The sequence below is a fragment of the Streptomyces sp. NPDC001292 genome, assembly GCF_042896465.1.
GTDB lineage: Bacteria > Actinomycetota > Actinomycetes > Streptomycetales > Streptomycetaceae > Streptomyces.
In genome coordinates, this window is record NZ_JBIAXG010000029.1 from 83,186 (window position 1) to 106,441 (window position 23,256).

Below are 23,256 nucleotides of genomic sequence, written 5' to 3' on the forward strand. Positions count from 1 at the left end.
CGTGCGGCCGCCTTGCGGTACCGCTCCAGGGCCTGCTGGAAGTCCCCGCGGCGCTTGAGGAGGACGGCCAGGTTCTGCATGGCGCCCGGGACGCCGAGACTCCGTAGCGGTACCCGAGGTTCCCCGTCGCCACCGCTTCCCGAGCTCGGCCGCCCGCCGGTACCAGGCTTCCCCTTCGGTGGCGTTCCCCTGGGCGAAGAGCATGAGGCCGAGGTTCACCACGGCCCCCGTGGAGCCCAGTTGGGCGGCCCGGCGCAGCCAGGCCTCGGCTTCCGCCCGTTCGCCCCTGACTTTTCCGGGCTGGGGAAGGGAGTTCGGGAAGAAGCGCGATTTCGTTCACTCGGACGACGGTCGCCTCGGCGCGGGCGGTAGCGTTGCGCCTGGACGAGCACTTCCTGCCGACGTATGGGGCGGTCGATGAACCAGCAGTTGAATCTGGTGACCTTGGGTGTGGAGGACTTGGCAGTCAGCCGCCGGTTCTACGGCGAAGGTCTGGGCTGGACACCGCTGCTCGATCTGGACGAGATCGTGTTCTACCAGGTCGGCAGGGGGCTCGCCCTGGGGCTCTTCCCCTTGGCCGACCTCGGCGCCGACACCGGGCATGCGGCAGTGGCCGGCACCCCCTTCACCCTCGCACAGAACCTCGATTCACCCGCCGACGTGGACGTGGCCGTGGAGCGGGCCCGTGCGGCAGGGGCCACGGTCCTCAAGGAGCCGCAACGCGCGGCGTTCGGCGGCTACCACGGCTACTTCGCCGACCCGGACGGCCACCGCTGGGAGGTGTGCCACAACCCCGGCTGGTCGGTCGCGGACGACGGCACCGTGACACTGACGGCTGTCGAGGCGGCGGACGCGGAGGACTGACGACGCCGGGTGCCGTTCGGCCGGGGAGGTCGTCAGGAACCGCAGTCGGCTGCTGTCTGCTTGACGTACCGGTGCCTGCTGACCGTCGTGCCCGGCCACATGGCAGTGGTCACCCTGCGTGCCCTCGTGCCGGGCCCGGGGACGCGCTGCGCACCGTGGGCGGGATCGCGACCGGGCTGCTGCTCCGGGGCGCGCTGAGCATGGCCGGACTCGCGGCCGTGCTCGCCGCCTCACCCACGGGTCCATCTGGTCGTCGAGCTCCTCGGCGCCGGGTACCTGGTCTTTCTCGGCGTGCAGGACCTGTGGCGGAACCGCCGCGGCGCCTCGCACACCGCCGGCACGGGCACCGGCTCTCCCGCCGCCGATAGCCCGTGGCGACCGGCCTGGTCGGCAACGCCCTCAATCCGAAGATCGCCGTCTTCTGCTCCGGGCGGCTCCCCACCCTGGCCCCGCCCCAGCTGCCCGCCGCCTGGGCCATGAGGATCCGGGTCCTCCTCCATGCCACCCCGACCCTCACCCGGCCGGGCGGCTATGCTCTCCTGCTGTCCAGGGCCGGGCGCGTCCTCGACAAGCCTGGGACCCGCCGCATGCTCGGGCGGACCACGGGCGTCGTACTGATCGGACTCGGTCTCGTGGCCGCGACCGCGGCCGGGCGGCCGGCTGACCCTGCGCGCCACCCGGCCCCAGGCGACATCGAAAGTTAACCCCGCGGTCACCTGCGGTCGGTCCGCGCGACGTCGCGGCAGCGGACAAAGGTAAGTGACCCAAACATGCACAAGAAGGGCGGCACCCCCGTGCCACACCTGTTGACCTCGCTCCTCACCCAAGTGGCGGTCGCCGTGATCGAGGCGCTCGTCATCCGTCTGCTCGTCCAGCTCTGGGACGCCTTCGCCCGCAGCGGCCGCCCGATGGCAGCCGTGGCTTGAGGCACCTCAGGCGCGTCCTGAGCGCCTGATCGCGCATCCTGGGACCTGCGATCGCAGGCGGACCTCAGCGGCAGTCGAGCAGTCCCGCGGACCGCTTGGCGGCCAGTATCCGGCGCACGCTGTCGTCGACCTTGGCCCGGAAGGAGGCGTCCTGCCGCATCCGGGCCTCCACGGCCTGCGCCATCGCGGGCACGGTGCTCGGCCGCACCGTGAGGATCATGTTTCCGCCCGCCGCGATGAAGTTCACGGCCCGCTGGGCGGGGCTGAAGGACCGCACCGCGACCGCGTTCCCGATGTCGTCCGAGATGACCACGCCCTTGAAACCGAGCTGACCGCGCAGCAGCCGACCGATGACCGTCGGTGAGAAGGCCGCCAGATGCTTGGGGTCGATCTTGGTGTAGGTGGCCGACGACACCATCACGAAGGGGGAGCCGGCCCGTATTCCGGCCCGGAAGGGCTCGAGGCCGGGACTGCTCGCGGTCGTCACCGAGTCCACGACGTTGGCGGTGGTGTCGGTGTTGCCGATCACCCGGCCCAGCCCGGGGAAGTGCTTGAGCGTGGTCATCACGCCCGACTGGGCGAAGCCGGCGGCGAAGGCGCCGGAGTGCGAGGTCACGGTGGCCGGGGTGTGGCCGTACTCCCGCTTGAAGGACCCGATGGGCTTGTTGCGCGTGCCCAGGGCGGCCGGCACCACGTCGGCGACCGGCGCCAGGTTCAGGTCGACCCCGGCGGCCTTCATCTGCTTGGCCCATCCGGCGGCCTGGCTGCGCAGTGTCGCGGCCGGCCGGCTGCCCTGGGTGAGTCCGTTGGGCATGGCCGAGAAGCCGGGGCCGTTCAGCACCTGTACCTGACCGCCCTCCTGGTCGGTGGCGACCAGCAGACCGACCCGGCGGCCGCCGACCTGGTCCGCCTGCCCGCGGAAGCCGTCGACCGTCTTCCTGGTCGCCGTCACGCCGGCGGTGCTGCGGCCGGTCAGCATGATGGAACCCACGTGGTGGTCGCGCAGGGTGCGCAGCTGGGCCTGGTCGGGGTGGGCCGCGGAGATCCCGCCCATGAACAGCTGTCCGACCCGCTGAGCGGTGGTCATGCCGGAGAAGAAGCGGTCGATGCAGGTGGCGGCCCGTGTCGGCGAGGGTGTGCTCGCGGCGGCGGGGGGCGCGTCGGCGGCGGTGCGGCTGGTGGTGGGGGACCGGGGCGAGTCGCCTATTCGCCCGGGCGTGACCGACGCACCGCAGCCGGTGGCGGCCAGCGCCAGGGTCACCAGCGGTACCGCGCAGCGCAGGGCTGTGGAACGGCTGATCTGCCGGACCCGTGTTGTCATGGATTCGTCTCCCCTGCCCTGGACGCGTGCGGGGCCTGGCCACAGCCGCCTGTTCCGCGGCTGTTTCCGTCACGGCGAGCTGTACTCGCCACGTCCATCACACGGTACTTTATTGGGCATTTGTCCGCCCCTTCGGTGACTACGCAGCGTGCCGGCGCAACCAGCCCGGTTCCGGAGCGGATACGAGCGAGCCGTGTGCGGCTGCCGTTGCAGTGCAAGGCGGGAGTCGGGGAGGGTGAGGCGTCTGCGGAACGGGCCGGTGCCGGCAGCGGTTGTCGCTGCCGGCACCTGTCCTGTCGTGCGCGTGCGCTGGATCCCTGCCGCGTGCGCGGATCAGTACGCGGAGTTGACCTTGTCGATGGAACCGTAGCGGTGGGCCGCGTAGTTGGCCGCCGCGGTGATGTTGGCCACCGGGTCGGTGACGCTGTGGGCGGTGCCGGCGACGTGGTAGGCGTTGAACGTGGGGTCGATGACCTGGAGGAGACCCTTGGAGGGGGTGCCCTTGCGGGCGTTGACGTCCCAGTTGTTCTGGGCGGTGGGGTTGCCCCCGGACTCGCGCATGATGTTGCGGTGCAGGCCCTCGTAGCTGCCGGGGATGCCCTTGGCCTTCATGATGGCCAGGGACTGCTTGATCCAGCCGTCGAGGTTGTTGCTGTAGCCGGTCTTGCCGTTGTAGGCGGTGTGGCTGTCGGTGGAGCGGGCCGCGACCACGGAGGAGGCGTGCACCTGCGTCGCTTCGGCGGCCTGTGCGGGCGACGGCATCAGGGTCAGGGCGGCGGCCGCGGCGCCGGTCGTGGCGATGCCGGTGAGGGTGAGGGCGCGCAGGCGGGCGAAGCGGTTGGTGCGAGTGGTCGTGGTCATGCGGAAGTAACTCTCCAGTGGGGGACGTCGTCAGGCGCCGGCCGCAATCGATTGCGGTGGCGTGGGGGCTGAGCCCCGCGCTGCACAGGCCGGAGCGGGCGAGCCGGCGGAGTTCGCCAGGTCGTCCGTCTCGTGGCTCGGAGCGACGACAGCAATGTTTAGCCGCCGGTCGAGCGGGGTGCAAAGATGTGACGTACTACCCGACTTCGTAGTAAATGCCCGAAATGCTCCACTGTGAGGATTTATTCGCTGCTTGCGGCGGTCTGCTCGCTACGGCCCACGTTAGGACGTGATCTGGCTCCTATGGGTGGCATCACATCCGCGGGCCCCTTGAGGCCCCCGCGGGCCCCAGTGGCGCAGGGCGGACCGGGTTTCTGCTCTCCAGGGGGGAGGGGGGCCGCACGGGACCGGAAAAGGGCACCCTCGATTCAAAGGGTCCCTTTGAGGTTCTCAAAGTAGAAGTGTTAACGTTTTGCCGTGAAGACAGCAGCCGCGTACCGCGCAGACGCCTCCTACGGCGTCTGCCGCGTCGTGATGGGCGTACCGCTCGTGGCGCGCCTGCATGTCGATCTCTGCCGCTGCATGTCCGCGGCTTGTCGCGCCTGACCGCGAACTCATCGATGCGGCGGCGCTGTTGACGTCTCTTCTGGGCGCCGCTCCTGTAAGTCCCCGCTCAAACTCACCTTTCCGCGCGTCCCTACTGGAGTGTGTCCGTGTCCGCGAACACCGCTGATCCGAAGCCCGCGAACTCCGGCTTCCGGATACCCGTCCCCTTCTGGGCCCAAGTCCTGCTCGGTCTCGCCGTCGGCCTGATCCTCGGCTTCGTCGCCCGCACCTATGACGTCTCCTGGCTCGCCACCACCCTCGACAAGGTGGGCGGCATCTTCGTGCAGCTGCTGAAGCTGGCCGTGGCACCGCTGGTCTTCTTCGCGATCATGGTGTCGATCACCAACCTGCGGAAGGTCAACAACGCGGCCCGCCTGGCCGGCCGCACCCTCCTCTGGTTCATGATCACCTCGTTGATCGCGGTCGTCATCGGCCTCGTCATCGGACTGGTCTCCAACCCGGGTTCCGGCTCCGCCCTCACGCCGGCCGACGGCGCCAGGCCGGACCACGCCGGCAGCTGGCTCGACTTCCTCACCGGCATCATCCCGACCGACGTCATCACGCCGTTCACCGAGCTGAATGTGCTTCAGATCGTCTTCATGGCGGTCGTCGCCGGTGTCGCGATCCTGAAGATCGGCCCGAAGGCCCAGCCGGTCCTCACGCTCTCCGAGTCCATCCTGGAGCTGCTCCAGAAGGCCCTGTGGTGGGTGATCCTGCTCGCCCCGATCGGCTCCGCGGGCCTCATCGGCCGCGCCATCGTGCAGTACGGCTGGAACCTGCTCGGCAACTACGCGACCTTCACCGCCGACATCTACATCGGCTGCGCCCTGGTCCTGTTCGGCGTCTACCCGCTGCTGCTCTCCGTCGTCGGCAAGCTGAACCCGATCCAGTTCTTCAAGGGCGCCTGGCCCGCCATCCAGTTGGCGTTCGTCTCCCGCTCCTCGGTCGGCACCATGCCGGTCACCCAGCAGTCGGCGATCCGCCTCGGCGTCCCGAAGGACTACGCCTCCTTCGCCGTGCCGTTCGGCGCGACGACCAAGATGGACGGCTGCGCGGCCATCTACCCGGCCATTTCCGCGATTTTCGTGGCGCAGATCTTCGATGTGCAGCTCGGCATCAAGGAGTACCTGCTCATCGCCTTCGTCTCGGTGATCGGCTCGGCGGCCACCGCCGGTCTGACGGGCGCGACCGTCATGCTGACGCTCACCCTGTCCACCCTCGGCCTGCCGATGGAGGGCGTGGGCCTGCTGCTCGCCATCGACCCGATCCTGGACATGATGCGCACGGCGACCAACGTCGCCGGTCAGGCCCTCGTCCCGGTGCTCGTCTCGGCCCGTGAGAAGATCCTGGACCACACGAAGTACGACAACGCCTCGGCCTCCCCGGCCGACCACGTGGAGAGCCTCTACGACGAGCCGCGGCAGGCCGCCCCGGTGTCCGCCTGACGCCCACCCGTTCCGGGGTCCACAACGTCCTCCGCCCTGACGGCTGTTGGCCGGCAGGGCGGAGGTGCGTCTCCAGGGGCGCGAGCCGCGTGCGATGACGGGCGCCGAGGAGTTGCGCACTCGGCACGGTTGTCGGCCGAATGTCCCCGGCGCCCGGCACGGCAGCTACTTCTTGTGGCAGCCCCACTTGCCGTGGACCTTCTTGTAGTGCTCACCCTTCGGGCACTTCTTGTGGTGCGGCGTCTTGGTGGGGTCCGGTACGGCCGCGTGGTGGCTGTCGGCCACCTTCGCGTTCGTCGGTACCGCGAAGGCGGTCCCTGCAGAGGCCACGGCTGCTCCACTGGCGAGCATGCCTGCGGCGACGCTGGCGGTCAGAGCGCGTATGATCCTGCTTCGCATGATCGACAGCCTTTCTGTAGTCGGCGTCACTGCCTCTCAGTTCGATTCTTGGCACCGCTCCCCGCAGCCCGCATCTCGATCACGAGCAAGCTCGCGCCCGCGATCCCAATGCTCCGCCCGCACATCGGCCTAGTGCCGCTGGGGAACGAGAGCACACCGCGCACCCCCCGACTCCCGTAAAGTTCCCGGTCATGACCGAGCTGCGCGGCGCCTCCGTCGTCCTCCGCCCCACGGTCCGCGAGGACATACCTGCCTTGGCGGGCATCCGGGCCACACCGGAAGTACACGCACGGTGGAGGGGCGGGGACGACCTCGCGGCAGACATCGCAGCCGACTTGGACGACCCTGACACCCGGTGTCTGACCATCGACCACCGGCAGCGGCCGATCGGCATGATCCAGTGGTACGCCGAGGAAGAGCCCGACTACCGGCATGCCGGCATCGACATCTTCCTCGACACCGCGGTGCACGGCAGGGGCCTGGGCACCGACGCCGTACGGACCCTGGCCTGTCATCTCGTCGACGTCCACGGCTACCACCGCCTGGTCATCGACCCGGCGGCCGACAACACCGCGGCGATCCGCTGTTACACCAAGGTCGGCTTCCGGCCGGTCGGCATCATGCGGCAGTACGAGCGCGGCACGGACGGCACCTGGCACGACGGCCTCCTGATGGACCTCCTGGCCGACGAACTCGTGCGCTGAAGGCCGTGAGGCAGCGTGCCGCAGTCATCGCCTGACGCTCCGACACCATCGGCGCTCGCCCTCGTGCCAGGCGTCGGTGGGTGTGAGCCCGGCCGCGGTGGCGACAGCGGCGGATGCCCGATGGTCGGGGTGGATGTGGGCGACGACGGTCCGCACGGGCTGCCGGCCCAGCCAGTCGACGAGGGCCCGGGCGGCCTCGCCGGCGATGCCCCTTCCCTGCCACGGCGTCCCCACCACCCAGGCGATCTCGGCGACCGGGCCGTGGTCGGAGGGGCCGACCGTCGCCTGGACCGTGCCCGTCAGGCAGAACTCCTCCCGCAACCGGATCCCCCAGTTCAGCCAGGAGACCGCCGGATCGGGAGAGCCGGCGGTCATGCGCTCGTAACGCGAGCGCAGGGCTTGCGGGGTGTCCGGAGCGCCGCCGATGAAGGTGTGCAGCGCCGGATCGGACAGCACCGCGGCCATCTCCTCGGCGTGCTCGACGTGCAGCGGCAGCAGGTCCAGCCGCCTGGTGCTGATGGCGTGCGCCGCGAGGGTGCTCATGCGGCAACTCAACCACACGGGTGTTGACTTCCGCTTCCGGGGAGGCGGTTGGTGGGGATGCGCCCTTCTCCGGGACGTGGTGTGCGAATTGTCAGTGGGTGGGCCGGTCGGTGATCCAGCGGGCGGCGAGCAGGCCGGAGGCGGCGGTGAGGACGGCGGCCGCGACGACGGTGGCGTTCAGGCCGAGGGCGTCGGCGAGGACACCGGCGACGAGGGCTCCGGCGGCGTAGCCGACGTCGCGCCAGAAGCGGTAGGTCCCCAGTGCGTTGGCGCGCCAGGACGGGTGGGCGTGGTCGGAGACGGAGGCGATCAGGGCGGGGTAGACCATCGCGGTGCCGATGCCGAGGAAGACGGCGGAGACGATGCCGGCCAGCAGGGGACGCGGGAGCAGGACGAGGGCGAGGACGAAGCCGACGGCCTGGACGAGCATGCCGGTGACGATGAGGGGCTTGCGGCCGATGCGGTCGGCGTAGTGGCCGGTGGCGATCTGCCCGAAGCCCCACAGCAGCGGATACAGGCCCTTGATCAGGCCGACGGCGGCGAGACCGAGGCCGTGGTCGGTGAACAGCAGCGGGAAGACGCCCCAGGTGAGGCCGTCGTTGAGGTTGTTGATCAGGCCCGCCTGGCTGGCGCCGCGCAGGGAGTGGTGGCGCCAGGAGGTGCGGGCGAAGGTCCGCGCCAGGCCGGTGTTCTGTTCTGCGGGCGGAAGCTTGGGGTGCTGGGAGAGCTCGAGGGCGACATGCGCGGCGGTGTCGCGGACGACGACGGACAGGGCCAGACCGGCGACGACGAAGACGACGCCGATCAACTCGGGCGCGGGGCGCAGACCGTAGGACGTGGCGAGGTAGCCGGTCACCAGGGCGGTGGCGCCCACGGCGGCGTACCCGGCGGCTTCGTTGAGGCCGGTGGCGAGGCCCCGGCGGGCGGGTCCCACGAGGTCGATCTTCATGTTGACGGTCATCGACCAGGTCAGGCCCTGGTTGATGCCGAGCAGGACGTTCGCGGCGACGATCCAGCCCCACGAGGGTGCCCAGGCGAGGGCGAAGGGGACGGGGATCCCGATGAGCCAGCCCGCCACCAGCAGTTGCTTGCGGCGGAAGCGCGCGGTGAGCGCGCCGGCGGCGAGATTCGTGAACGCCTTGGTCATGCCGAAGGCGATGATGAAGGAGAACACGGCCAGGTCGCTGGTGAGATGGAAGACCCTGGTGCCGATGAGCGGTACCGTCGTGCGCTCCAGCCCGACCAGGCCGCCCACACACGTGTTGACGATGACGAGCAGGGTGAACTGCAGCCAGTTCTCCCGCAGGCCCAGCCGTACCGGTGCGGGGGCTGCCGAGGCCTCGGCAGCGGATGGGGTGCTCATCGGTCGTTCTCCTGTGTGCCTTGTGCGAGGTGCTTGCCGGTGGCGGCGGCGTAGTCGGCGGGTCCGCCTTCGAGGACGGTCAGGTCGGTGCGGCCGGCGCGCTCCAGCAGGCTTGCGGCCGTCATGGCCCGCTCACCGTGCCCGCACGCCACGACGGCACCCTCCGGGACGTCCTCGCCGCGGGCGGCCAGGTCTCCGAGTTCGATGTGGACCGCGCCCGGCACATGCCCGGCGGAATCAACTGCTCCTCGGTGAGGCCCACGGCATGTCCTTCCAGGCGATCTCGCGTGGGGAGTGCGTGTGGCTGCACGCACCCGCCATCACCTACGGTATTCCATGGATTTATGGAAGAGTGCGGGCCGGGGTCCTCGCCGAGGGCGCGGATCCGTCTCCGGGCGGTATAAAGCCTGATCGGAGTGGTTGCCGTGGAGATGCGCATCCGTCCTGTCCGTCGCCAAAGGTCGTCACAGGGAGAAACATGACCGAGAACCGTGCCCGTGGGTCTGCCCACGGCCCGGACACCACTGCCCTGATCGCCGACCTCGCCCCGACCCTGGCGCCCTGATCGCCGACCTCGCCCCGACCCTGCCGTCCTGATCGCCGACCTCGCCCCGACCCTGCCGTCCTGATCGCCGACCTCGCCCCGACCCTGCCGCCCTGATCGCCGACCTCGCCCCGACCCTGCCGCCCTGATCGCCGACCTCGCCCCGAACCTGGCGCCCTGATCGCCGACCTCGCCAGGCCCTCGGCGCCTGACCACCCCCTGGCCGTCCGTCCGGCCCGTACCCCTTCCCACCGGGTGGCGGACACTTGCCGCCACCGAAAGGAGCCCCACCCGTGACGAGCACCGCAGCTTCGTCCGCCCTCGCCGCCGGCCCCGACGTCCAGCGCCGCATCCTGAAAGTCCTCGTCGCCTCCCAGGTCCTCAGCGGAGCCGGGCTCGCGGCGGGCATCACCGTCGGAGCCCTGCTGGCCCAGGACATGCTCGGCACCACGGGTCTGGCCGGTCTGCCCAGCGCCCTGTTCACCGCGGGCAGCGCGCTCGCCGCGATAGCCGTCGGCCGCATATCCCAGGTCCGGGGCCGCCGCCCGGGCCTGGCCGTCGGATACCTCACCGGCGCGGTCGGCAGTGCCGGCGTCCTCGCCGCCGCGGGCCTCGGCAGCCCCGTCCTGCTGTTCATCGCGCTGTTCGTCTACGGTGCCGGGACCGCCACCAACCTCCAGGCCCGCTACGCCGGAGCCGACCTCGCCGCCCCCACCCACCGCGCCCGCGCCGTGTCCACCGTCCTGGTCGCCACCACCCTCGGCGGCGTCGTCGGCCCCAACCTCGCGGCCCCCACCGGCGACCTCGCCGCGACCCTCGGCATTCCACGCCTGGCCGGGCCCTTCCTTCTCGCCGGGGCCGCGTACGCGGCGGCCGCCGTCGTCCTGGCCCTCTGGCTGCGCCCCGACCCCCTTCTGCTCGCCCGCACCCTCGCCGAAGCGGAGCAGACCCCCGCCGCGCGTCCGGCGCAGGCCGGCCCGGCCGTCGAAGGGGCGCGGGCGCAGCCGGGCGGCGGCGTCGTGCTCGGAGCCCTGGTCATGGTCCTCACCCAACTCGTGATGGTCGCGGTGATGACCATGACCCCGGTCCACATGCACGACCACGGCCACGGCACCGCCGCCTCCGGCCTGGTCATCGCCATCCACGTCGGCGCGATGTACCTGCCGTCGCCGCTGACCGGCCGCCTCGTCGACCGCTACGGCCGGATCACCATCGCCGGCGCATCCGGGGTCACCCTCCTCGTCGCGGGCCTGGTCGCCGCCCTCACGCCCGGCGACTCCGTCGCCCTGCTGGCGCTCGCCCTGGCGCTGCTCGGCCTCGGCTGGAACTTCGGTCTCGTCTCAGGCACCGCGATCATCACCGACACGGTGCCGCTGGCCACCCGCGCCAAGACCCAGGGCATGGTCGACGTCTCCATCGCCATCGCCGGCGCCACCGGGGGACTGGCCTCCGGCGTCGTCGTCGACCTCGCCGGCTATCCCGTCCTCGCCCTGACCGGTGGTGTCCTCGCCCTGGCTGTCCTCCCGGCCATCGCCGTCACCGCCCACAGCCGGTGACGAGTGCGGAAGACGGCATGCCCGCCGGTGCGGCCAACGCCACGTCCCACGGGTGCCCGGCGGCAGCTCGGGTACCCTATTCCATAGATTTATGGAGGAAAGGGAGGAGATCATGGCGGAGACGGCCGCGAAGGCGCGGCTCTACGACGCGTTCGCGGCCAGCGGCAAGGCGCTGGCCAGCGGGAAGCGCCTGGAACTGCTCGACCTCCTCGCCCAGGGCGAGCGCACGGTCGACGCGCTCGCGAAGGCGGCGGGACTGAACCTGACGACCGCCTCCGCGCATCTGCAGACCCTCAAGCAGGCCGGGTTCGTCAGCACCCGGCGTGAGGGGGTGCGCATCCATTACCGGCTCGCCGGCGACGACGTCGCCCAGCTGTTCGCGCTGCTGCGCAAGGTCGCCGAGACCCACCAGGCCGGCGTTCCGGCCGCCCGCGACGCCTACCTAGGCGACGGCGGCGGCCGCACGGTCACCCGGGACGAGCTGCGGACCCGAGCGGAAGCAGTGCTCCTGGACGTGCGCCCGGTCGAGGAGTACCGGGCCGGGCACATTCCCGGCGCCGTCTCCATCCCCGTCGAGGAACTGGCTGCCCGCGTCGGTGAACTGCCCGAGGACGCCGAGGTCGTCGTCTACTGCCGTGGCGAATACTGCGTCCTCGCCCACGACGCCGTCCGCCTGCTCACCGAGAACGGCCGCCGCGCCATCCGCCTCAACGATGGCATGCTCGAATGGCGCCTGGCCGAGCTGCCCGTCGACGCCGGAGCCGGCGCATGACCCACCTGCTGCCGCCGCACCCGGGCCTGACCGGCGGACCGGTCTACCTCGACTACAACGCCACCACTCCCGTGGACCCCCGCGTCGTGGAAGCGATGCTGCCCCACCTGACCGACCACTTCGGCAACCCCTCCAGCACCCATCCCTACGGCAGCGAACCCCGCCGAGCCCTCACGGCGGCTCGCGCCCAGGTCGCCGAACTGATCGGTGCCCGCCCGGGCGAGATCGTCCTCACCGCCTCCGGCTCCGAGGCCGACCTGCTCGCCCTGCGCGGAGCCACCCTGGCCTCCACCCGGACCCGCCCCCACATCATCACCCAGGCCACCGAGCACCCCGCGATCCTCGCCACCTGCCAGGCCCTCGAGCGCCTTCACGACGCACGGCTCACGGTGCTGCCCGTCGACCGCGAGGGCCTGGTCGACCCGGCCGCGCTGACCGCCGCGCTCGACGAGGACACCGTGCTGGTCTCGGTCATGGCCGCCAACAACGAGACCGGCGCCCTCCAGCCGGTGAGGGAACTCGCCGACGCCGCCCACCGGGCCGGGGCGCTGTTCCACTGCGACGCCGCCCAGGCCGCCGGGAAAATCCCCCTGGACGTACGAGAGTTGGGTGCCGACCTGCTCACGGTCGTCGGGCACAAGATGTACGCGCCCAAGGGCGCGGCAGCCCTGTTCGTGCGCGACGGCGTGCGACTTGAGCCGGTCGTCTACGGCGGCGGCCAGGAACACGGGCTGCGCGCCGGCACCGAGAACGTCGCCCTCGCCGTCGCCCTGGGCGCGGCCGCGCGGATCGCAGCCGACGATCTCGCCGCCGGTGCGCACGAGCGGATCAGGGGGCTGCGCGACGAACTGCACCACCGACTCGTCGACGCCCTGCCCGGGCGGGTACGGCTCAACGGGCCCGCGGACCGGCGGCTGCCGAACACGCTGAACATCGGCATCGACGGCGTACCGGGACACCGCGTTCTGGACGGCGCACCGCGGATCGCGGCCTCCACCGGGTCCGCGTGCCACAGCGGCACCCACACCCCCTCGCCTGTCCTCACCGCCATGGGTGCCGACCCCGCGCGGGCCCTGGAAGCCGTCCGGCTCTCCCTCGGCCGCTGGACCACCCGCGACGAGATCGCGGCAGCCGCGACCGCGATCGCCGCGGCGGCCACGGCCACCGGCACGACGGCTCCTTACACGGCAGGCACCCGGTGACCACCTCCGACGCCGGCGAGGCGGACATCACGGTCGACGGCACCGGACTGCTGTGCGTCACCCTCCTGCTGAGGCTGCGCGCCGCCATCGACGGCGCCTCCCCCGGCACCCACGTACACGTCATCGCCACCGACCCGGCCGCCCCGCTCGACCTCCCCGCCTGGTGCCACATGACCGGCCACCACTACCTCGGCCCCGTCCCGGACACCACCGAACACCCGGTCTACGCACTCCGCCTGACCACCAACGCCCGCCCCACCAGCCCCGACGCCCCCTGGCACACCACCGAACACACCCCCGAATCCACTCCTGGACACAGGGCGTCCATGTGAGCTCGACCTGCGTCATTCTCGACATCGGCGGAGTGCTGGAGATCACGCCGAACACGGGATGCGTCCAACGGTGGTAAGAACGCCTGGAGTTCCCCCGCGTTCGACCAGGGACAGCGCTGTGGCCGAGCCGACCGCGCCGACCCCCACGATGGCCACCTTCATGCTCACACCTCCGCGGGTTCGACGGGCGAGGGCGTCAACTCCCGTGCGGGCACGACTGCTTCGCCGGTGTACGAGAGGAAGGGCAGCGTCTCCTGGAAGTACAGCCGGATGCTGGTGTCGTCGTGCGACAGGTAACCGATGGACAGGTCCTGCCCGAGGCGCAGTTCGAAGTCCCCGCCCCGCGTCGACAGCAGGAACGCCCCGTCGATGGCGGGCGCCCGGACGATGTCGCCGTCCAGCACCCGGGCGATGTGTTTGATGATCGGGTAGCCGTAGTCGGACGTCTCGCTGACAGCGGTGTACGCCGCGGCGCTCAGCGCCAGTGCGTACGGGCCGCCGACACCGGCGAGCCGCAGCGCGGTCAGGGCCTTGCTGACGACGTCCGGGTACTGGCGGGCCTCGGCCGGCAGGGTCAGGGCGGAGTTGGACGAACTCTCCCGCAGACCGGTGATGTCCGCGGACGGGTAGCCCTCGAACACGGCGCGGTCCTCGGCGAAGGCGATCTGCCGGGCGGCGTCCTTGACCGGCTGCCAGTCCGCGTCCTCGGCGCCGCGTGCGACGTCGTCGACCTGCTGCCGGTCCACGGTGAACGGCACCCGCAACTCGACCAGCGGCTGGAACCGGCGATGTGGTCGCCGTGCGGGAAGGCGGCGTGGCCGCAGCCCTCGCCATGGGTGTGGGTGTGGTCGTCTGGGTGCGGTGTTCGGCGGCGGTGGTCATGCGCTGCTCGGGTCGCGTCCCACGGGCTGACCGCCTCCGGTCCGCACCGCGGCGACACGACCGCATTCCCAGGCGCGATGCCTGGCTGCTTGTGATCGTCCTCTCACCCTTCACCGGCAGGCGCACGGCGAAGTGCTCCCCCTGGCACGCTGCCGGGGGAGCACTTCCGTGTGCCCTCAGCCGACCAATGTCTCGAAGCCCGAGTCGTCGCAGTAGGACGTCGCACGGGCCTCGGCCCCCGTGTCGCCGCCGACCGCCATCGCGGTGTCATCGAGGATGTGACCGCTGCTGCGATCAAGCCCCTCCCGATCCAGCACCTTGGCGGCGGCGATGGCCGCGTGCCCGGCGATGTCGGCGTTGTCGAACTCGGGCGACGGGTCGATCTGACCATCACTCGTCTCGGTGCCTTCGGCGTCGGCCGCCATGGCGTCCCTGACGTCCTGCCAGGCACCCAGCCGGGTGCAGTAGTTCCGCTGCCACTCCTTGACCCGCGCGGGGTCGTACGACGAACAACTGCTCATCAGGCCGACGACAATGACAGCGGTCACTGCCCGCGTGACGCTCCGCGTGGTCCTACGGCCGCGCTCCGGATCGCGCTGCATGGATGGTCCCTCCCCTGAGGCAACCGCCACAGAGTACGGAACGCATTGCTGTCAACGGGATTCGGAGAGCAGCGCGTTGAGTTCCGGGAAGGTGATGCCGCCGGCCAGGGAGTCGTAGCCACCGGTGTCGAAGAGTTCGCGCGCGGCGCGGCGGGCGGCAGCGTAGGCGGCCTGCGCCACGCCCGGACCGAGGCTGACGCGGGCCACGCCGAGGGCGCCCAGCTCGGCGACGCTCGGGGTGCCGGGGCCGGCCATGACGTTCAGCGGTACGGCGATGCCCTCGGCCAACGCCGTGATCGTGGTGGTGTCGGTGACACCGGGAACGAAGATGCCGTCCGCGCCGGCGTCCACGTACAGGCGCGCTCGGGCCAGGGTCTCCTCGAACCTGGTGTCCGGGTCCCCGAGCCCCAACAGGTACGTGTCGACGCGGGCGTTGAGGAAGAGATCAGCGCCCGCGCGCTCAGCGGTCCGCCGGGCGGCCGCCAGCCGCGTCGCGAGCTCGTCCGGGGCCCGGGTGCCGTCCTCGATGTTGACGCCGACAGCACCCGCCGCGAGCACCCCGGTGACGGTCTCGGCGACATCGGCCGCGTCCTGCCCGTACCCGCCCTCGATGTCGGCGGTGACCGGAACCGCGACCGCCGCGGCGACGCGGGAAATCAACCCCAGTGCTTGATCGCGGCCGAGGGCATCACCGTCCGGCGAGCCCAACGACCAGGCGACACCCGCGCTCGTGGTGGCGATCGCGGAGGCCCCCGCGGACTCGATCACCCGGGCGCTCGCGACGTCCCAGGCATTGGCGAGCGCGAGCGGCGCGGCGGGCGTGTGCAGAGAACGGAAGAGCCGGACTTCGGCCGACTGCGTGGTGGTCATGAACGAAGTCGAACATGTCGGCCGGTCATCCTCCGGCGAGAAACCGACATCGGCGTCGACGGCGTAGAGGGCGGGGACGGCCGCCGCACCGTCCGCGCCACCAAAGCCGCCTGCGCAATCCCCGCTTGTAATCGCCGTCCCTGCCCTGTGCAGGCCGAACGGCGCGGGTCAGGTGCAGTGCAGCAAGGTCATGAAGCCGTAGTCCATGTGGAGTTGCTGGTGGCAGTGGAACAGGGACAGGCCCGGCTGGTCGGCGGTGAAGTCGAAGTCGAGGGTCTGGTAGCCGCCGAGCATGACGACGTCCTTGTGCAGGCCGTGGGTCGGGGTGCCGGCGATGTGGGTGACTTCGAAGGTGTGGCGGTGCAGGTGGAGGGGGTGGATGTCGTCGGTGGCGTTGCGGAACCGCATCCGGTAGCGGCTGCCACGGTCGATGTCCAGCACCGGCTTGTCGGTGTCCATGGAGAAGGGCACGCCGTCGAGGGTCCAGATGTTGAAGCCCTTGTCGGCGGCGTTGCGTTTCTCCACCAGCAGGTCGAAGGTGCGGTCGGGCCGCTGGGAGGTGGCGCCCGCGCGGGCGAAGGCGCGGTAGTCCCAGGTGGATTTGGGCGGCGCGGTCCATTGAGGGGAACCACCGCGGCCGGCGTACTCCACCACGGTGCCCATGCCGTTCTTCCGGTCGCCGTCGGCCAGATCCCCCAGCACCCACACGCCCGGATGGTTCATCTCCACCAGGGCCGAGACACGTTCGGCGGTGCCGATCCACAGCACCGGCACGCCGGCGGGGCGGGGTACCGGGTTGCCGTCGAGGGCGACCACTTTGAAGGTGTGGCCGGGCAGGGCCAGGCTGCGGATCTCGGTGGCGCTGGCGTTGAGGACGTGGAACAGCACGCGCTGCCCGGACTTGACCCTGATCGGCGGGCCGTGGCCCAGTTTGCGGCCGTTGACACCGAAGGCGGTGTAGCCGACCTCGTAGCCGTGCGGCATTCCCCGTGCCAGCGAGTCGGCCATCGCCTTCTCACCCCTGCGCCTCAGGTCCGGCACCTCGGAGCCGGCCAGGAAGTTCTGGGCCATGTCCCCGCCCTGGCTGAAGGCGGGCCCGAACTCCTTCAGCACCAGGAAGACCTCCTGGTCGTAGGCGCCGGGGTGGGCTTTCGGCTCGATGAAAGCCGGGCCTGCCTGACCGGTGTAGGTACCCAGGGTCAGGTCGTCATGCGCTGCCACATGGGTGTGGTAGAAGCGGAAACCGGCCGGCCCCGGCGTGAACGACAGGCGCCGCATCCCGTGCGCGGGGATGTACGGGGTGCCCTCCTCCGCCGCCCCGTCCACTTCGGCGGGAACCCGCTGGCCGTGCCAGTGAAGAAGTTCCGGGGTGCCGGTGTCGTTGTGGACGTCGACCACGACCGGGCGGCCCTCGGTGAACCGCAGCAGCGGACCCGGGAACTGTCCGTTGTACGTCGTGGTGGACACGATCGTGTCCGGCGCGAGCTCGACGAGCCCGGTCGCGATCCGCACCGTGTGGTCCGCCCTGGCCGGGGCATCGGGCCAGGCGGACGGCACCGTGGAGGCGGAGGCGGGGGCCGGCCTTGCGGCGCCCCCGGCCAGCAGGGCCAGGCCACCGAGCTTGAGGACATCGCGACGGGTGATCTGCACGGTCTGCTCCCTTCCAGGGCAGAGCCCGAGCAAGCATCGGGCCCTGATTTGCCCCCTTTGTGGCCAGTGTCCGTCTTTGGGGAAGCGTCGAGCGAGATCGAGAATCCGGCCCTCCGTCGGGCCCGCCCCGCCCGGGTCACGCCTTTCACAGCACTGCAAGCCGCTGCCCTCGGCGGGGGCACTGCACCTCGGAGTGTCACTGCACCCTGGGGCTTCGGCGTTCGACGAGGACGACGTCGCGCCAGCGGCCGTGGTGGCGGCCGATGCGCTCGCGAGTGCCGACGACCCGGAACCCGGCGCGCCGGTGGAGGGCGAGGCTGGCCGTGTTCTCCGGGAAGACGCCCGACTGCACGGTCCAGATCCCGGCGGCCTCCGTGGAGGCGAGCAGGGCGTCGAGCAGGGCGGATCCGACGCCTCGGTGGCGTGCGGCGGGGTGCACGTAGACGGAGTGCTCGACCACGCCCGCGTACGCGCACCGGTCGGACACCGGCACGACGGCGGTCCAGCCCAGCACCCGTCCGTCCGTGTCCAGGGCCACCAGGCGGTGGTCGGGCAGTTTCGCTGCGTCGAACGCCTCCCAGGTCGGCGTTTGCGTCTCGAAGGTCGCGTCGCCCTCGTCGATCCCGAGCCGGTGGATGGCCAGGACCTGTTCGGCGTGCTCCGTCCGCATCGGTGCGACGCGGACGGGCCGGCCGATCGCCTCGAGCCATTGTTTCGACATGCCTCTATGTTGACGTTTTTCGATTCAGGGCGCAAGGTTTCATCAACGCACGTCAATGCAGCCGCTGCGGGGCACCCTCATGCCCCGTTACCTGGAGTCAAGCCATGAGCGACCAGCCCACCGTCCTGCCCGGAACCACCCATCTGCGCGAAACCGTCCGTCTCCGCTACGCCGCGGCGGCCGTGAAGGTCACCGATGGCGGCACCGCCTGCTGCGGGCCGCAGCCCGTCGAGGTCGACGAGAACTTCGGCGCCACCCTCTACGCCGCCGACGAGCGCGACGCCCTGCCCGCCGAGGCCGTCGCCGCTTCCCTGGGCTGCGGCAACCCCACCGCCGTCGCCGAACTGCGCGAGGGCGAGCGCGTCCTCGACCTCGGCTCCGGAGGCGGCATCGACGTCCTGCTCTCCGCCCGCCGCGTCGGCCCCACCGGCAAGGCGTACGGCCTGGACATGACCGAGGAGATGCTCGCCCTGGCCCTCGACAACGCCGAGAGGGCCGGCGCGACCAACGTCGAGTTCCTCAAGGGCGCCATCGAGGCGATCCCGCTGCCCGCGCACACCATCGACGTGGTGATCTCCAACTGCGTCATCAACCTGTCCGTCGACAAGCCGGCCGTCTTCGCCGAGACCTTCCGTGTCCTGAAGCGGGGCGGCCGCATCGGGATCTCCGACGTCGTCGCCGACGACGCCCTCACACCCGAGCAGCGCGCCGAGCGCGGCGACTACGTCGGCTGTATCGCCGGCGCACTGTCCTTCGCCGAATACCGCGCGGGCCTGGAGGCCGCCGGCTTCACCGACATCGAGATCACTCCGACCCACCCGGTCGCGGACGGCATGCACTCCGCGACCGTGCGCGCCACCAAGCCGGTGCCGGCCGACGCCTCCTCCTGAGTGGTCGCCCGCGTCGGCGGGTGTGTCCTCGGCGCGCATTCGGGCTTCCCCCAAGGCCAGTAGCATCCGCGGATGCGGAACATCGAGATGCTGCTGCCGGACGGCGGGCGGCCCGACACGGTCGGCCTGCGTGAGGTCGACGCCGACGAACTCGCCCGGTACGTCGCCGATCCGGCGCACCCGTGGTGGCGGCGCGAGGCCTGCGTGGCCGCACTGGAAGGTCGGGTGCCGGAGCGGCACGTCGCCGACCTGATCGCACGCGTCGTCGATCCGGACGACGTGGCGGAGGTGCGCGTCGCGCTTCTCGACCTCCTCGCAGGCCGGGCGGAACTCCTGCCTTGGCTGCGGCACGAGGACCGGCGGCACGAGCGCGAGTACGGCATGCCCGAAGCGATCCTCAAGGCACGCGGCATGCTCGGTGACCGTTCGACGGTACGCGAGTTGGCGACGCTCGCGGCATCTCCCTGGCCGCGTCGGCGGGTGGTCGGCGAGGCCGGGCTGGACGGGCTGGTCGCCCGGTACGGAGCCGAGGCGGTCCTGGCTGATCTCGGCGACGCGCGGCCCGAGGACCGTGCCTTCCGCGTCCGGACGCGGCACCGCGCCGGGGAGGACGGGGTCGACGCGCTGGCCGACCCCGACCGCGGCGTCGCGCACCTCGCCCAGTCGCTGCTGACGGACTCGAGCCGACTTCGACGCTACCTACTGGACGAGGCGCCGACGACCGAGGCGAAGGTATGGGCCGCGTACGCGTTGCACAGCCTCACCGGAGACATCGCCGAAACTCGTGCGATATACGAGGAGTTGGGGCGTCCTCGGGTCGAGGTCGCCGGCCTGGACGACGAACTGCGCGGCGCTGTCGTGCACGAGTACGCCCCCGGCTGCGAGCGGCAGAGCGATCCGCGGTGGCGAGTCGAGGCCCTCAGCACCGATCCACCCACCCGTCCCGATCAGGACGAGCAGCTTCGCCGGGCGATGGCCGCGCTCAGGCAGGCCGCGGCACGGCCTTCGTTGCGGCCGGCGCAGGTCAATGCCTGCCCGGCACTGATTCTCCGGATCAACGGCGCGATTGACACCGTCGTGGTCCTGCGGATCGACGACGGCCTCATCACCGGGCTCTACGCCGTACGCAATCCCGAGAAACTCTCACACATGCACCGGGAAACCACCCTGCACCGCTGAGCCTGGGGGCTGCCGTGAACGAAGGCGGCTCGAGACGGCGTGGCGGCGTGCCATGGCGCATCGGGGGCCTTGTGGAATGACCTGCGCGAGGTGCGATGAGTTCTGGACGCCGTGGGGGTCCGACGTTCATGACGACTCAGATCCTGAAGACTCCCGAGGCCGACCTCGCCTACGACGTCCTCGGTCCGCTGCCGACCGCCGACGGACGCCCGCCGCTGGTCATGATCGGCCAGCCCATGGACGCCGGCGGTTTTCGCACCTTGGCGTCCTACTTCCCCGACCGCACCGTGGTCACCTACGACCCGCGCGGTCTCGGCCGCAGCACCCGCAAGGACGGCCGGGTCGACCACGCGCCCGCGCACCAGGCCGCCGACGTGCACGCCGTGATCGAGGCGCTCGGAGCGGGCCCGGTCGAGATGTTCGCGAGCAGCGGCGGCGCCGCGACCGCGCTCGCCCTCGTGGCGGCCTACCCCGACGACGTGACCACCCTGGTGGCGCACGAGCCGCCGCTCATCCCGGTACTTCCCGACGCCCAGGCTGCCGAGCGCGCCCGGGCCGCCGTTCTTCGGGCGTACCAGGACAAGGGCTGGGGTGCCGGCATGGCGGCCTTCATCGCGATGACCTCGTGGCGGGGCGAGTTCACCGACGACTACTTCGCCCAACCCGCTCCGGATCCGGCAGCGTTCGGGATGCCGACCGAGGACGACGGTTCCCGTGACGACCCGCTGCTCTCCGACCGGTCGTGGGCGGTCAGCGGCTACCGACCCGATACCGACGCCCTGGCCGCGGCGCGGACGCGGGTCCTGATCGCCGTCGGTGAGGAGACCCTCGACACCTTCACCGGACGCACCTCGGAGGCGGCGGCCGAACTGCTCGGTCAGCAGGCGACGGTGTTTCCCAGCCACCACGGTGGCTTCCTCGGCGGCGAGTCCGGATACGCCGGTCAGCCCGAGGCCTTCGCGCGCAGGCTGCGCGAGGTCCTCGACGACGCTCGCTGACGGTCGTCCTACCTCCGACCACCGTGTGATCGTCACCGGTTCGGAGGACGGCAACGGGTGTGGCCGCCGCGAAGAGCTCAGGAAAGACGCTTCAGAACTTGCCCATCTGCTCCGCCGTTCGGTGCCCGAGCCGCCGGCTGAACTCCGCGCAGAAGCCGGCGGAGAGCGGCGGCCAGCCCCAGAAGTCGAAGGCGAGGGCGCCCACGGCGAAGTTGGACTCCCACCGCCACTCGGTGACCGGGACCGAGGCACCGCAGGACGAGCAGGGGACACTGCCCTCGCCCGTGTCCTTCCAGGCGGCGATGCCGTCCCTGAACGGCCGCCAGACCTCCTCGTCCGCCTCGAACTCCTCGGGGTAGCCGATGATCACGATCTTGGTCTCGCAACGCGGGCAGACGGCGTACTCCGCTTCGTCCACCCCCTGGCCACCGGAATGGTGGTCGCGTCCGACGATCACGGCCACCGGGCCCGGCCGCCAGTCCGGGTCCGAGGAGTCGGCGACGGCCCGCGCCCAGTTCGGGCCCGGCACGTAGCCCTCATCCACGCTCAGGCTGTACACCCCGTCGCCGGACGTCTCACGCGTGACCAGACCCTCGGTGACCATCCAGTCGACCATCCGATCCGCGAGCGGCCCGGCCTCCTCGGCGGTCACCTCGACATCGACGATCCGCTCGAAGAAATCCCCCATCGCCCCTCAACTCCTCTCGATCGTTCGTCTGTCACTGTGCCACCACCCCCTGATCAGGCCGGGCTCGCGGGCTCCGGCACCGCGCCGCGATCCGGCTTGGTCCGGACGAAAGACCCTGGCGCCGCGAGCGGCGCGGGCGACGCCACCCGAGCGACCGTGGGACGGTGCCGAGCCGGGTGGCGCGGTCGGCGACGTCGAGGAGCTGTCGCTCCTCGTGGCGGCGGGCCACGAGTTGGAGACCGACAGGTGCTCCCTGGGCTGTGATCCCCGCGGGCAGGCTGAGCGCTGGATGCCCGCTGAGGTTGAACGCCCACGTCAGCGCGACGCTCATCCGTGCCCCTGGCCCGTCGTGGCCGTGCGGTGGGTGGGGCGTGGTGGGCGTGAGGACGAGCTCGGCTCGATGGAAGCAGTCGCGCAGCCGCTCTTCGTTGGTGGTCATGATCCTGCTGCCGTCAGCCGAGGAACGCGCCCCCGCGCGGAGGGCCGTCCAGGCGGGGGCGGGGTCCACGAGTGACAGGTCGGGGCCCTCGGCCAGGGTGATCAGGCCGGCCTCGGCGAGGTTTTCCACTGAGCGGCGGGCCGCCCGCTCGGCCCATACCACGGTGAACGCGCGTATGTCATCGTCGACTTCGGCGATACGGGCCAAGGCGGCCCCGACGACGTCGACGGCCGTCACGTTGCCGTGCCGCACGTGATGGGCGATGTCCAGGGCGGACAGGTCCGCGTACTCGCTGGTGGTGATCACCGTGGCCGTCCTTGTCAGAACGTCCACCGGGTATGGGTGTACACCCCGTCGTCCCGGCCGAAGCCGTACGCCGTGGCCGGAGCCACCGCGAACACCACCGCGTCCCCCTTCAGGAACGCATCCCCGATCCCGTGGAAGGTGCCCTCGGGCGAGGTGATGTGCGGCCCGTACTTCGCCTCGTACGCAGCGATCACCTCCTCCAGCAGCGCCGGGTCGGCAACCCGCTCCGCCTTGCCCTCGACCACGACGTCGAGCCCTTCGGTGAGTGAGTTTCCCCCGGTCGTCAGTGCGCAGTGCGCATCATGGGCGAGGTTCCTCGCCTTCTGTTCGCCCGGTCCGGTGGAGAAGTACAGCACCCCGTCGTGCCAGGTGGCGATCACGGGAGTGACGTGCAGCCGGCCGTCGGGCCGCACCGTGGACACCCAGAAGATCTCGGCGGACTTCAGCAGCCGCTGGGCCTCGGCCCACTCGGTGGCGGTGACCTCCGTGGCACCCGGGCGGGGATTGAGTGCGGAGCTGTATCGGGCGTCGAGATCGGTCGTGGGTCGCTTTGCGGGTGGCTGTGTCGGCATGGCGGATCTCCTTCCTCTCCC

At 71.1% G+C, this 23,256-nt stretch carries 26 protein-coding genes and 1 pseudogene; 13 read left to right on the top strand and 14 right to left on the bottom strand.

The annotated features are described in order from the left end of the window. Window positions 1-417 precede the first annotated feature (417 nt). The 3 genes from ACFY4A_RS27235 (at window position 418) to ACFY4A_RS27245 (ending at window position 1,790) form a co-directional block, all read left to right on the top strand. Window positions 418-864 (top strand): VOC family protein, encoded by a 447-nt coding sequence (locus ACFY4A_RS27235; protein WP_390831979.1) that lies wholly within the window; start codon window positions 418-420, stop codon window positions 862-864. 371 nt (window positions 865-1,235) lie between these two features. Next, the gene (locus tag ACFY4A_RS27240) at window positions 1,236-1,568 is read left to right on the top strand and encodes a LysE family translocator (RefSeq protein WP_390831980.1); all 333 of its coding nucleotides are present in this window, start codon (window positions 1,236-1,238) and stop codon (window positions 1,566-1,568) included. A gap of 66 nt (window positions 1,569-1,634) precedes the next feature. Then, window positions 1,635-1,790, top strand: a complete 156-nt coding sequence (locus ACFY4A_RS27245; protein ID WP_390831981.1) for a hypothetical protein — start codon at window positions 1,635-1,637, stop codon at window positions 1,788-1,790. Between the two features lie 64 nt (window positions 1,791-1,854). Here the strand turns inward: ACFY4A_RS27245 and ACFY4A_RS27250 are convergent, their stop codons facing one another. Beyond that, on the bottom strand, window positions 1,855-3,111 hold the full coding sequence (locus ACFY4A_RS27250) for a glycoside hydrolase family 3 N-terminal domain-containing protein (RefSeq protein ID WP_390831982.1): 1,257 nt from the start codon (window positions 3,109-3,111) through the stop codon (window positions 1,855-1,857). 333 nt (window positions 3,112-3,444) lie between these two features. After that, a complete protein-coding gene (locus tag ACFY4A_RS27255) occupies window positions 3,445-3,972 on the bottom strand; it encodes a transglycosylase SLT domain-containing protein (RefSeq protein ID WP_390831983.1) in 528 nt (175 codons plus the stop codon). A gap of 477 nt (window positions 3,973-4,449) precedes the next feature. Between ACFY4A_RS27255 and ACFY4A_RS27260 the strand changes: the two genes are divergently transcribed. Both ACFY4A_RS27260 and ACFY4A_RS27265 read left to right on the top strand, forming a co-directional pair. Next, on the top strand, window positions 4,450-4,578 hold the full coding sequence (locus ACFY4A_RS27260; RefSeq protein WP_390831984.1) for a hypothetical protein: 129 nt from the start codon (window positions 4,450-4,452) through the stop codon (window positions 4,576-4,578). Window positions 4,579-4,685: 107 nt separating this feature from the next. Beyond that, window positions 4,686-6,023 carry a dicarboxylate/amino acid:cation symporter gene (locus ACFY4A_RS27265; RefSeq protein WP_390831985.1) on the top strand — a complete coding sequence of 446 codons (1,338 nt, stop codon included), beginning with the start codon at window positions 4,686-4,688 and terminating at the stop codon, window positions 6,021-6,023. 165 nt (window positions 6,024-6,188) lie between these two features. Here the strand turns inward: ACFY4A_RS27265 and ACFY4A_RS27270 are convergent, their stop codons facing one another. Beyond that, window positions 6,189-6,422, bottom strand: coding sequence for a hypothetical protein (locus ACFY4A_RS27270; protein ID WP_390831986.1), 234 nt, complete (start codon window positions 6,420-6,422; stop codon window positions 6,189-6,191). Between the two features lie 191 nt (window positions 6,423-6,613). Here ACFY4A_RS27270 and ACFY4A_RS27275 point away from each other — a divergent pair, with 191 nt between their 5' ends. Beyond that, entirely contained in the window at window positions 6,614-7,126 is a 513-nt protein-coding gene (locus tag ACFY4A_RS27275; RefSeq protein ID WP_390831987.1) for a GNAT family N-acetyltransferase, read from the top strand. A 24-nt stretch (window positions 7,127-7,150) separates the two neighbouring features. Here the strand turns inward: ACFY4A_RS27275 and ACFY4A_RS27280 are convergent, their stop codons facing one another. The 3 genes from ACFY4A_RS27280 to ACFY4A_RS27290 form a co-directional block, all read right to left on the bottom strand. Next, window positions 7,151-7,669: a GNAT family N-acetyltransferase gene (locus ACFY4A_RS27280; RefSeq protein WP_390831988.1), complete on the bottom strand. Its 519-nt coding sequence runs from the start codon at window positions 7,667-7,669 to the stop codon at window positions 7,151-7,153. A gap of 91 nt (window positions 7,670-7,760) precedes the next feature. After that, window positions 7,761-9,032 carry an MFS transporter gene (locus ACFY4A_RS27285; protein ID WP_390831989.1) on the bottom strand — a complete coding sequence of 424 codons (1,272 nt, stop codon included), beginning with the start codon at window positions 9,030-9,032 and terminating at the stop codon, window positions 7,761-7,763. Beyond that, window positions 9,029-9,256, bottom strand: coding sequence for a rhodanese-like domain-containing protein (locus ACFY4A_RS27290; protein WP_390831990.1), 228 nt, complete (start codon window positions 9,254-9,256; stop codon window positions 9,029-9,031). Before ACFY4A_RS27290 ends, ACFY4A_RS27285 begins: the two co-directional genes overlap by 4 nt. 613 nt (window positions 9,257-9,869) lie before the next feature. On the opposite strand from ACFY4A_RS27290, the gene ACFY4A_RS27295 reads away from it, so the two are divergent. The 4 genes from ACFY4A_RS27295 to ACFY4A_RS27310 all read left to right on the top strand — a co-directional run bounded on the left by ACFY4A_RS27295 (window position 9,870) and on the right by ACFY4A_RS27310 (window position 13,438). Continuing rightward, the gene (locus ACFY4A_RS27295) at window positions 9,870-11,132 is read left to right on the top strand and encodes an MFS transporter (protein WP_390831991.1); all 1,263 of its coding nucleotides are present in this window, start codon (window positions 9,870-9,872) and stop codon (window positions 11,130-11,132) included. Between the two features lie 91 nt (window positions 11,133-11,223). Then, complete coding sequence (locus ACFY4A_RS27300; RefSeq protein ID WP_390831992.1) at window positions 11,224-11,904, top strand: ArsR/SmtB family transcription factor; 681 nt, start codon at window positions 11,224-11,226, stop codon at window positions 11,902-11,904. After that, the gene (locus ACFY4A_RS27305; RefSeq protein ID WP_390831993.1) at window positions 11,901-13,106 is read left to right on the top strand and encodes a cysteine desulfurase family protein; all 1,206 of its coding nucleotides are present in this window, start codon (window positions 11,901-11,903) and stop codon (window positions 13,104-13,106) included. The genes ACFY4A_RS27300 and ACFY4A_RS27305 overlap by 4 nt, the downstream gene beginning before the upstream one ends. Continuing rightward, window positions 13,103-13,438: a sulfurtransferase TusA family protein gene (locus ACFY4A_RS27310; RefSeq protein ID WP_390831994.1), complete on the top strand. Its 336-nt coding sequence runs from the start codon at window positions 13,103-13,105 to the stop codon at window positions 13,436-13,438. Before ACFY4A_RS27305 ends, ACFY4A_RS27310 begins: the two co-directional genes overlap by 4 nt. Window positions 13,439-13,602: 164 nt before the next feature. On the opposite strand, the pseudogene ACFY4A_RS27315 reads toward ACFY4A_RS27310, so the two are convergent. The 5 genes and pseudogenes from ACFY4A_RS27315 to ACFY4A_RS27335 form a co-directional block, all read right to left on the bottom strand. Then, window positions 13,603-14,226, bottom strand: a pseudogene (locus ACFY4A_RS27315) (family 1 encapsulin nanocompartment shell protein); the annotation flags it as partial. A 270-nt stretch (window positions 14,227-14,496) separates the two neighbouring features. Beyond that, window positions 14,497-14,868 carry a hypothetical protein gene (locus ACFY4A_RS27320; RefSeq protein WP_390831995.1) on the bottom strand — a complete coding sequence of 124 codons (372 nt, stop codon included), beginning with the start codon at window positions 14,866-14,868 and terminating at the stop codon, window positions 14,497-14,499. 105 nt (window positions 14,869-14,973) lie between these two features. Continuing rightward, a complete protein-coding gene (locus tag ACFY4A_RS27325; protein WP_390831996.1) occupies window positions 14,974-15,792 on the bottom strand; it encodes an isocitrate lyase/phosphoenolpyruvate mutase family protein in 819 nt (272 codons plus the stop codon). Between the two features lie 168 nt (window positions 15,793-15,960). Continuing rightward, window positions 15,961-17,442, bottom strand: a complete 1,482-nt coding sequence (locus ACFY4A_RS27330) for a multicopper oxidase family protein (RefSeq protein ID WP_390831997.1) — start codon at window positions 17,440-17,442, stop codon at window positions 15,961-15,963. 196 nt (window positions 17,443-17,638) lie between these two features. Continuing rightward, entirely contained in the window at window positions 17,639-18,163 is a 525-nt protein-coding gene (locus ACFY4A_RS27335; RefSeq protein ID WP_390831998.1) for a GNAT family N-acetyltransferase, read from the bottom strand. 104 nt (window positions 18,164-18,267) lie between these two features. Between ACFY4A_RS27335 and arsM the strand changes: the two genes are divergently transcribed. The 3 genes from arsM to ACFY4A_RS27350 all read left to right on the top strand — a co-directional run bounded on the left by arsM (window position 18,268) and on the right by ACFY4A_RS27350 (window position 21,230). Further along, a complete protein-coding gene (gene arsM / locus ACFY4A_RS27340; protein ID WP_390831999.1) occupies window positions 18,268-19,053 on the top strand; it encodes an arsenite methyltransferase in 786 nt (261 codons plus the stop codon). A 72-nt stretch (window positions 19,054-19,125) separates the two neighbouring features. Beyond that, window positions 19,126-20,232 (top strand): hypothetical protein, encoded by a 1,107-nt coding sequence (locus ACFY4A_RS27345; protein ID WP_390832000.1) that lies wholly within the window; start codon window positions 19,126-19,128, stop codon window positions 20,230-20,232. A 128-nt stretch (window positions 20,233-20,360) separates the two neighbouring features. Continuing rightward, complete coding sequence (locus tag ACFY4A_RS27350) at window positions 20,361-21,230, top strand: alpha/beta fold hydrolase (RefSeq protein WP_390832001.1); 870 nt, start codon at window positions 20,361-20,363, stop codon at window positions 21,228-21,230. Between the two features lie 91 nt (window positions 21,231-21,321). Here ACFY4A_RS27350 and ACFY4A_RS27355 read toward each other — a convergent pair whose 3' ends face one another. From ACFY4A_RS27355 to ACFY4A_RS27365, 3 genes are read right to left on the bottom strand one after another with little or no spacing between them, the layout of a single operon-like run. Continuing rightward, complete coding sequence (locus tag ACFY4A_RS27355) at window positions 21,322-21,918, bottom strand: hypothetical protein (RefSeq protein WP_390832002.1); 597 nt, start codon at window positions 21,916-21,918, stop codon at window positions 21,322-21,324. Window positions 21,919-21,949: 31 nt separating this feature from the next. After that, window positions 21,950-22,663: an amidase family protein gene (locus tag ACFY4A_RS27360; protein WP_390832003.1), complete on the bottom strand. Its 714-nt coding sequence runs from the start codon at window positions 22,661-22,663 to the stop codon at window positions 21,950-21,952. A 14-nt stretch (window positions 22,664-22,677) separates the two neighbouring features. After that, the gene (locus tag ACFY4A_RS27365) at window positions 22,678-23,235 is read right to left on the bottom strand and encodes a pyridoxamine 5'-phosphate oxidase family protein (protein ID WP_390832004.1); all 558 of its coding nucleotides are present in this window, start codon (window positions 23,233-23,235) and stop codon (window positions 22,678-22,680) included. Between the last annotated feature and the right edge of the window lie 21 nt (window positions 23,236-23,256).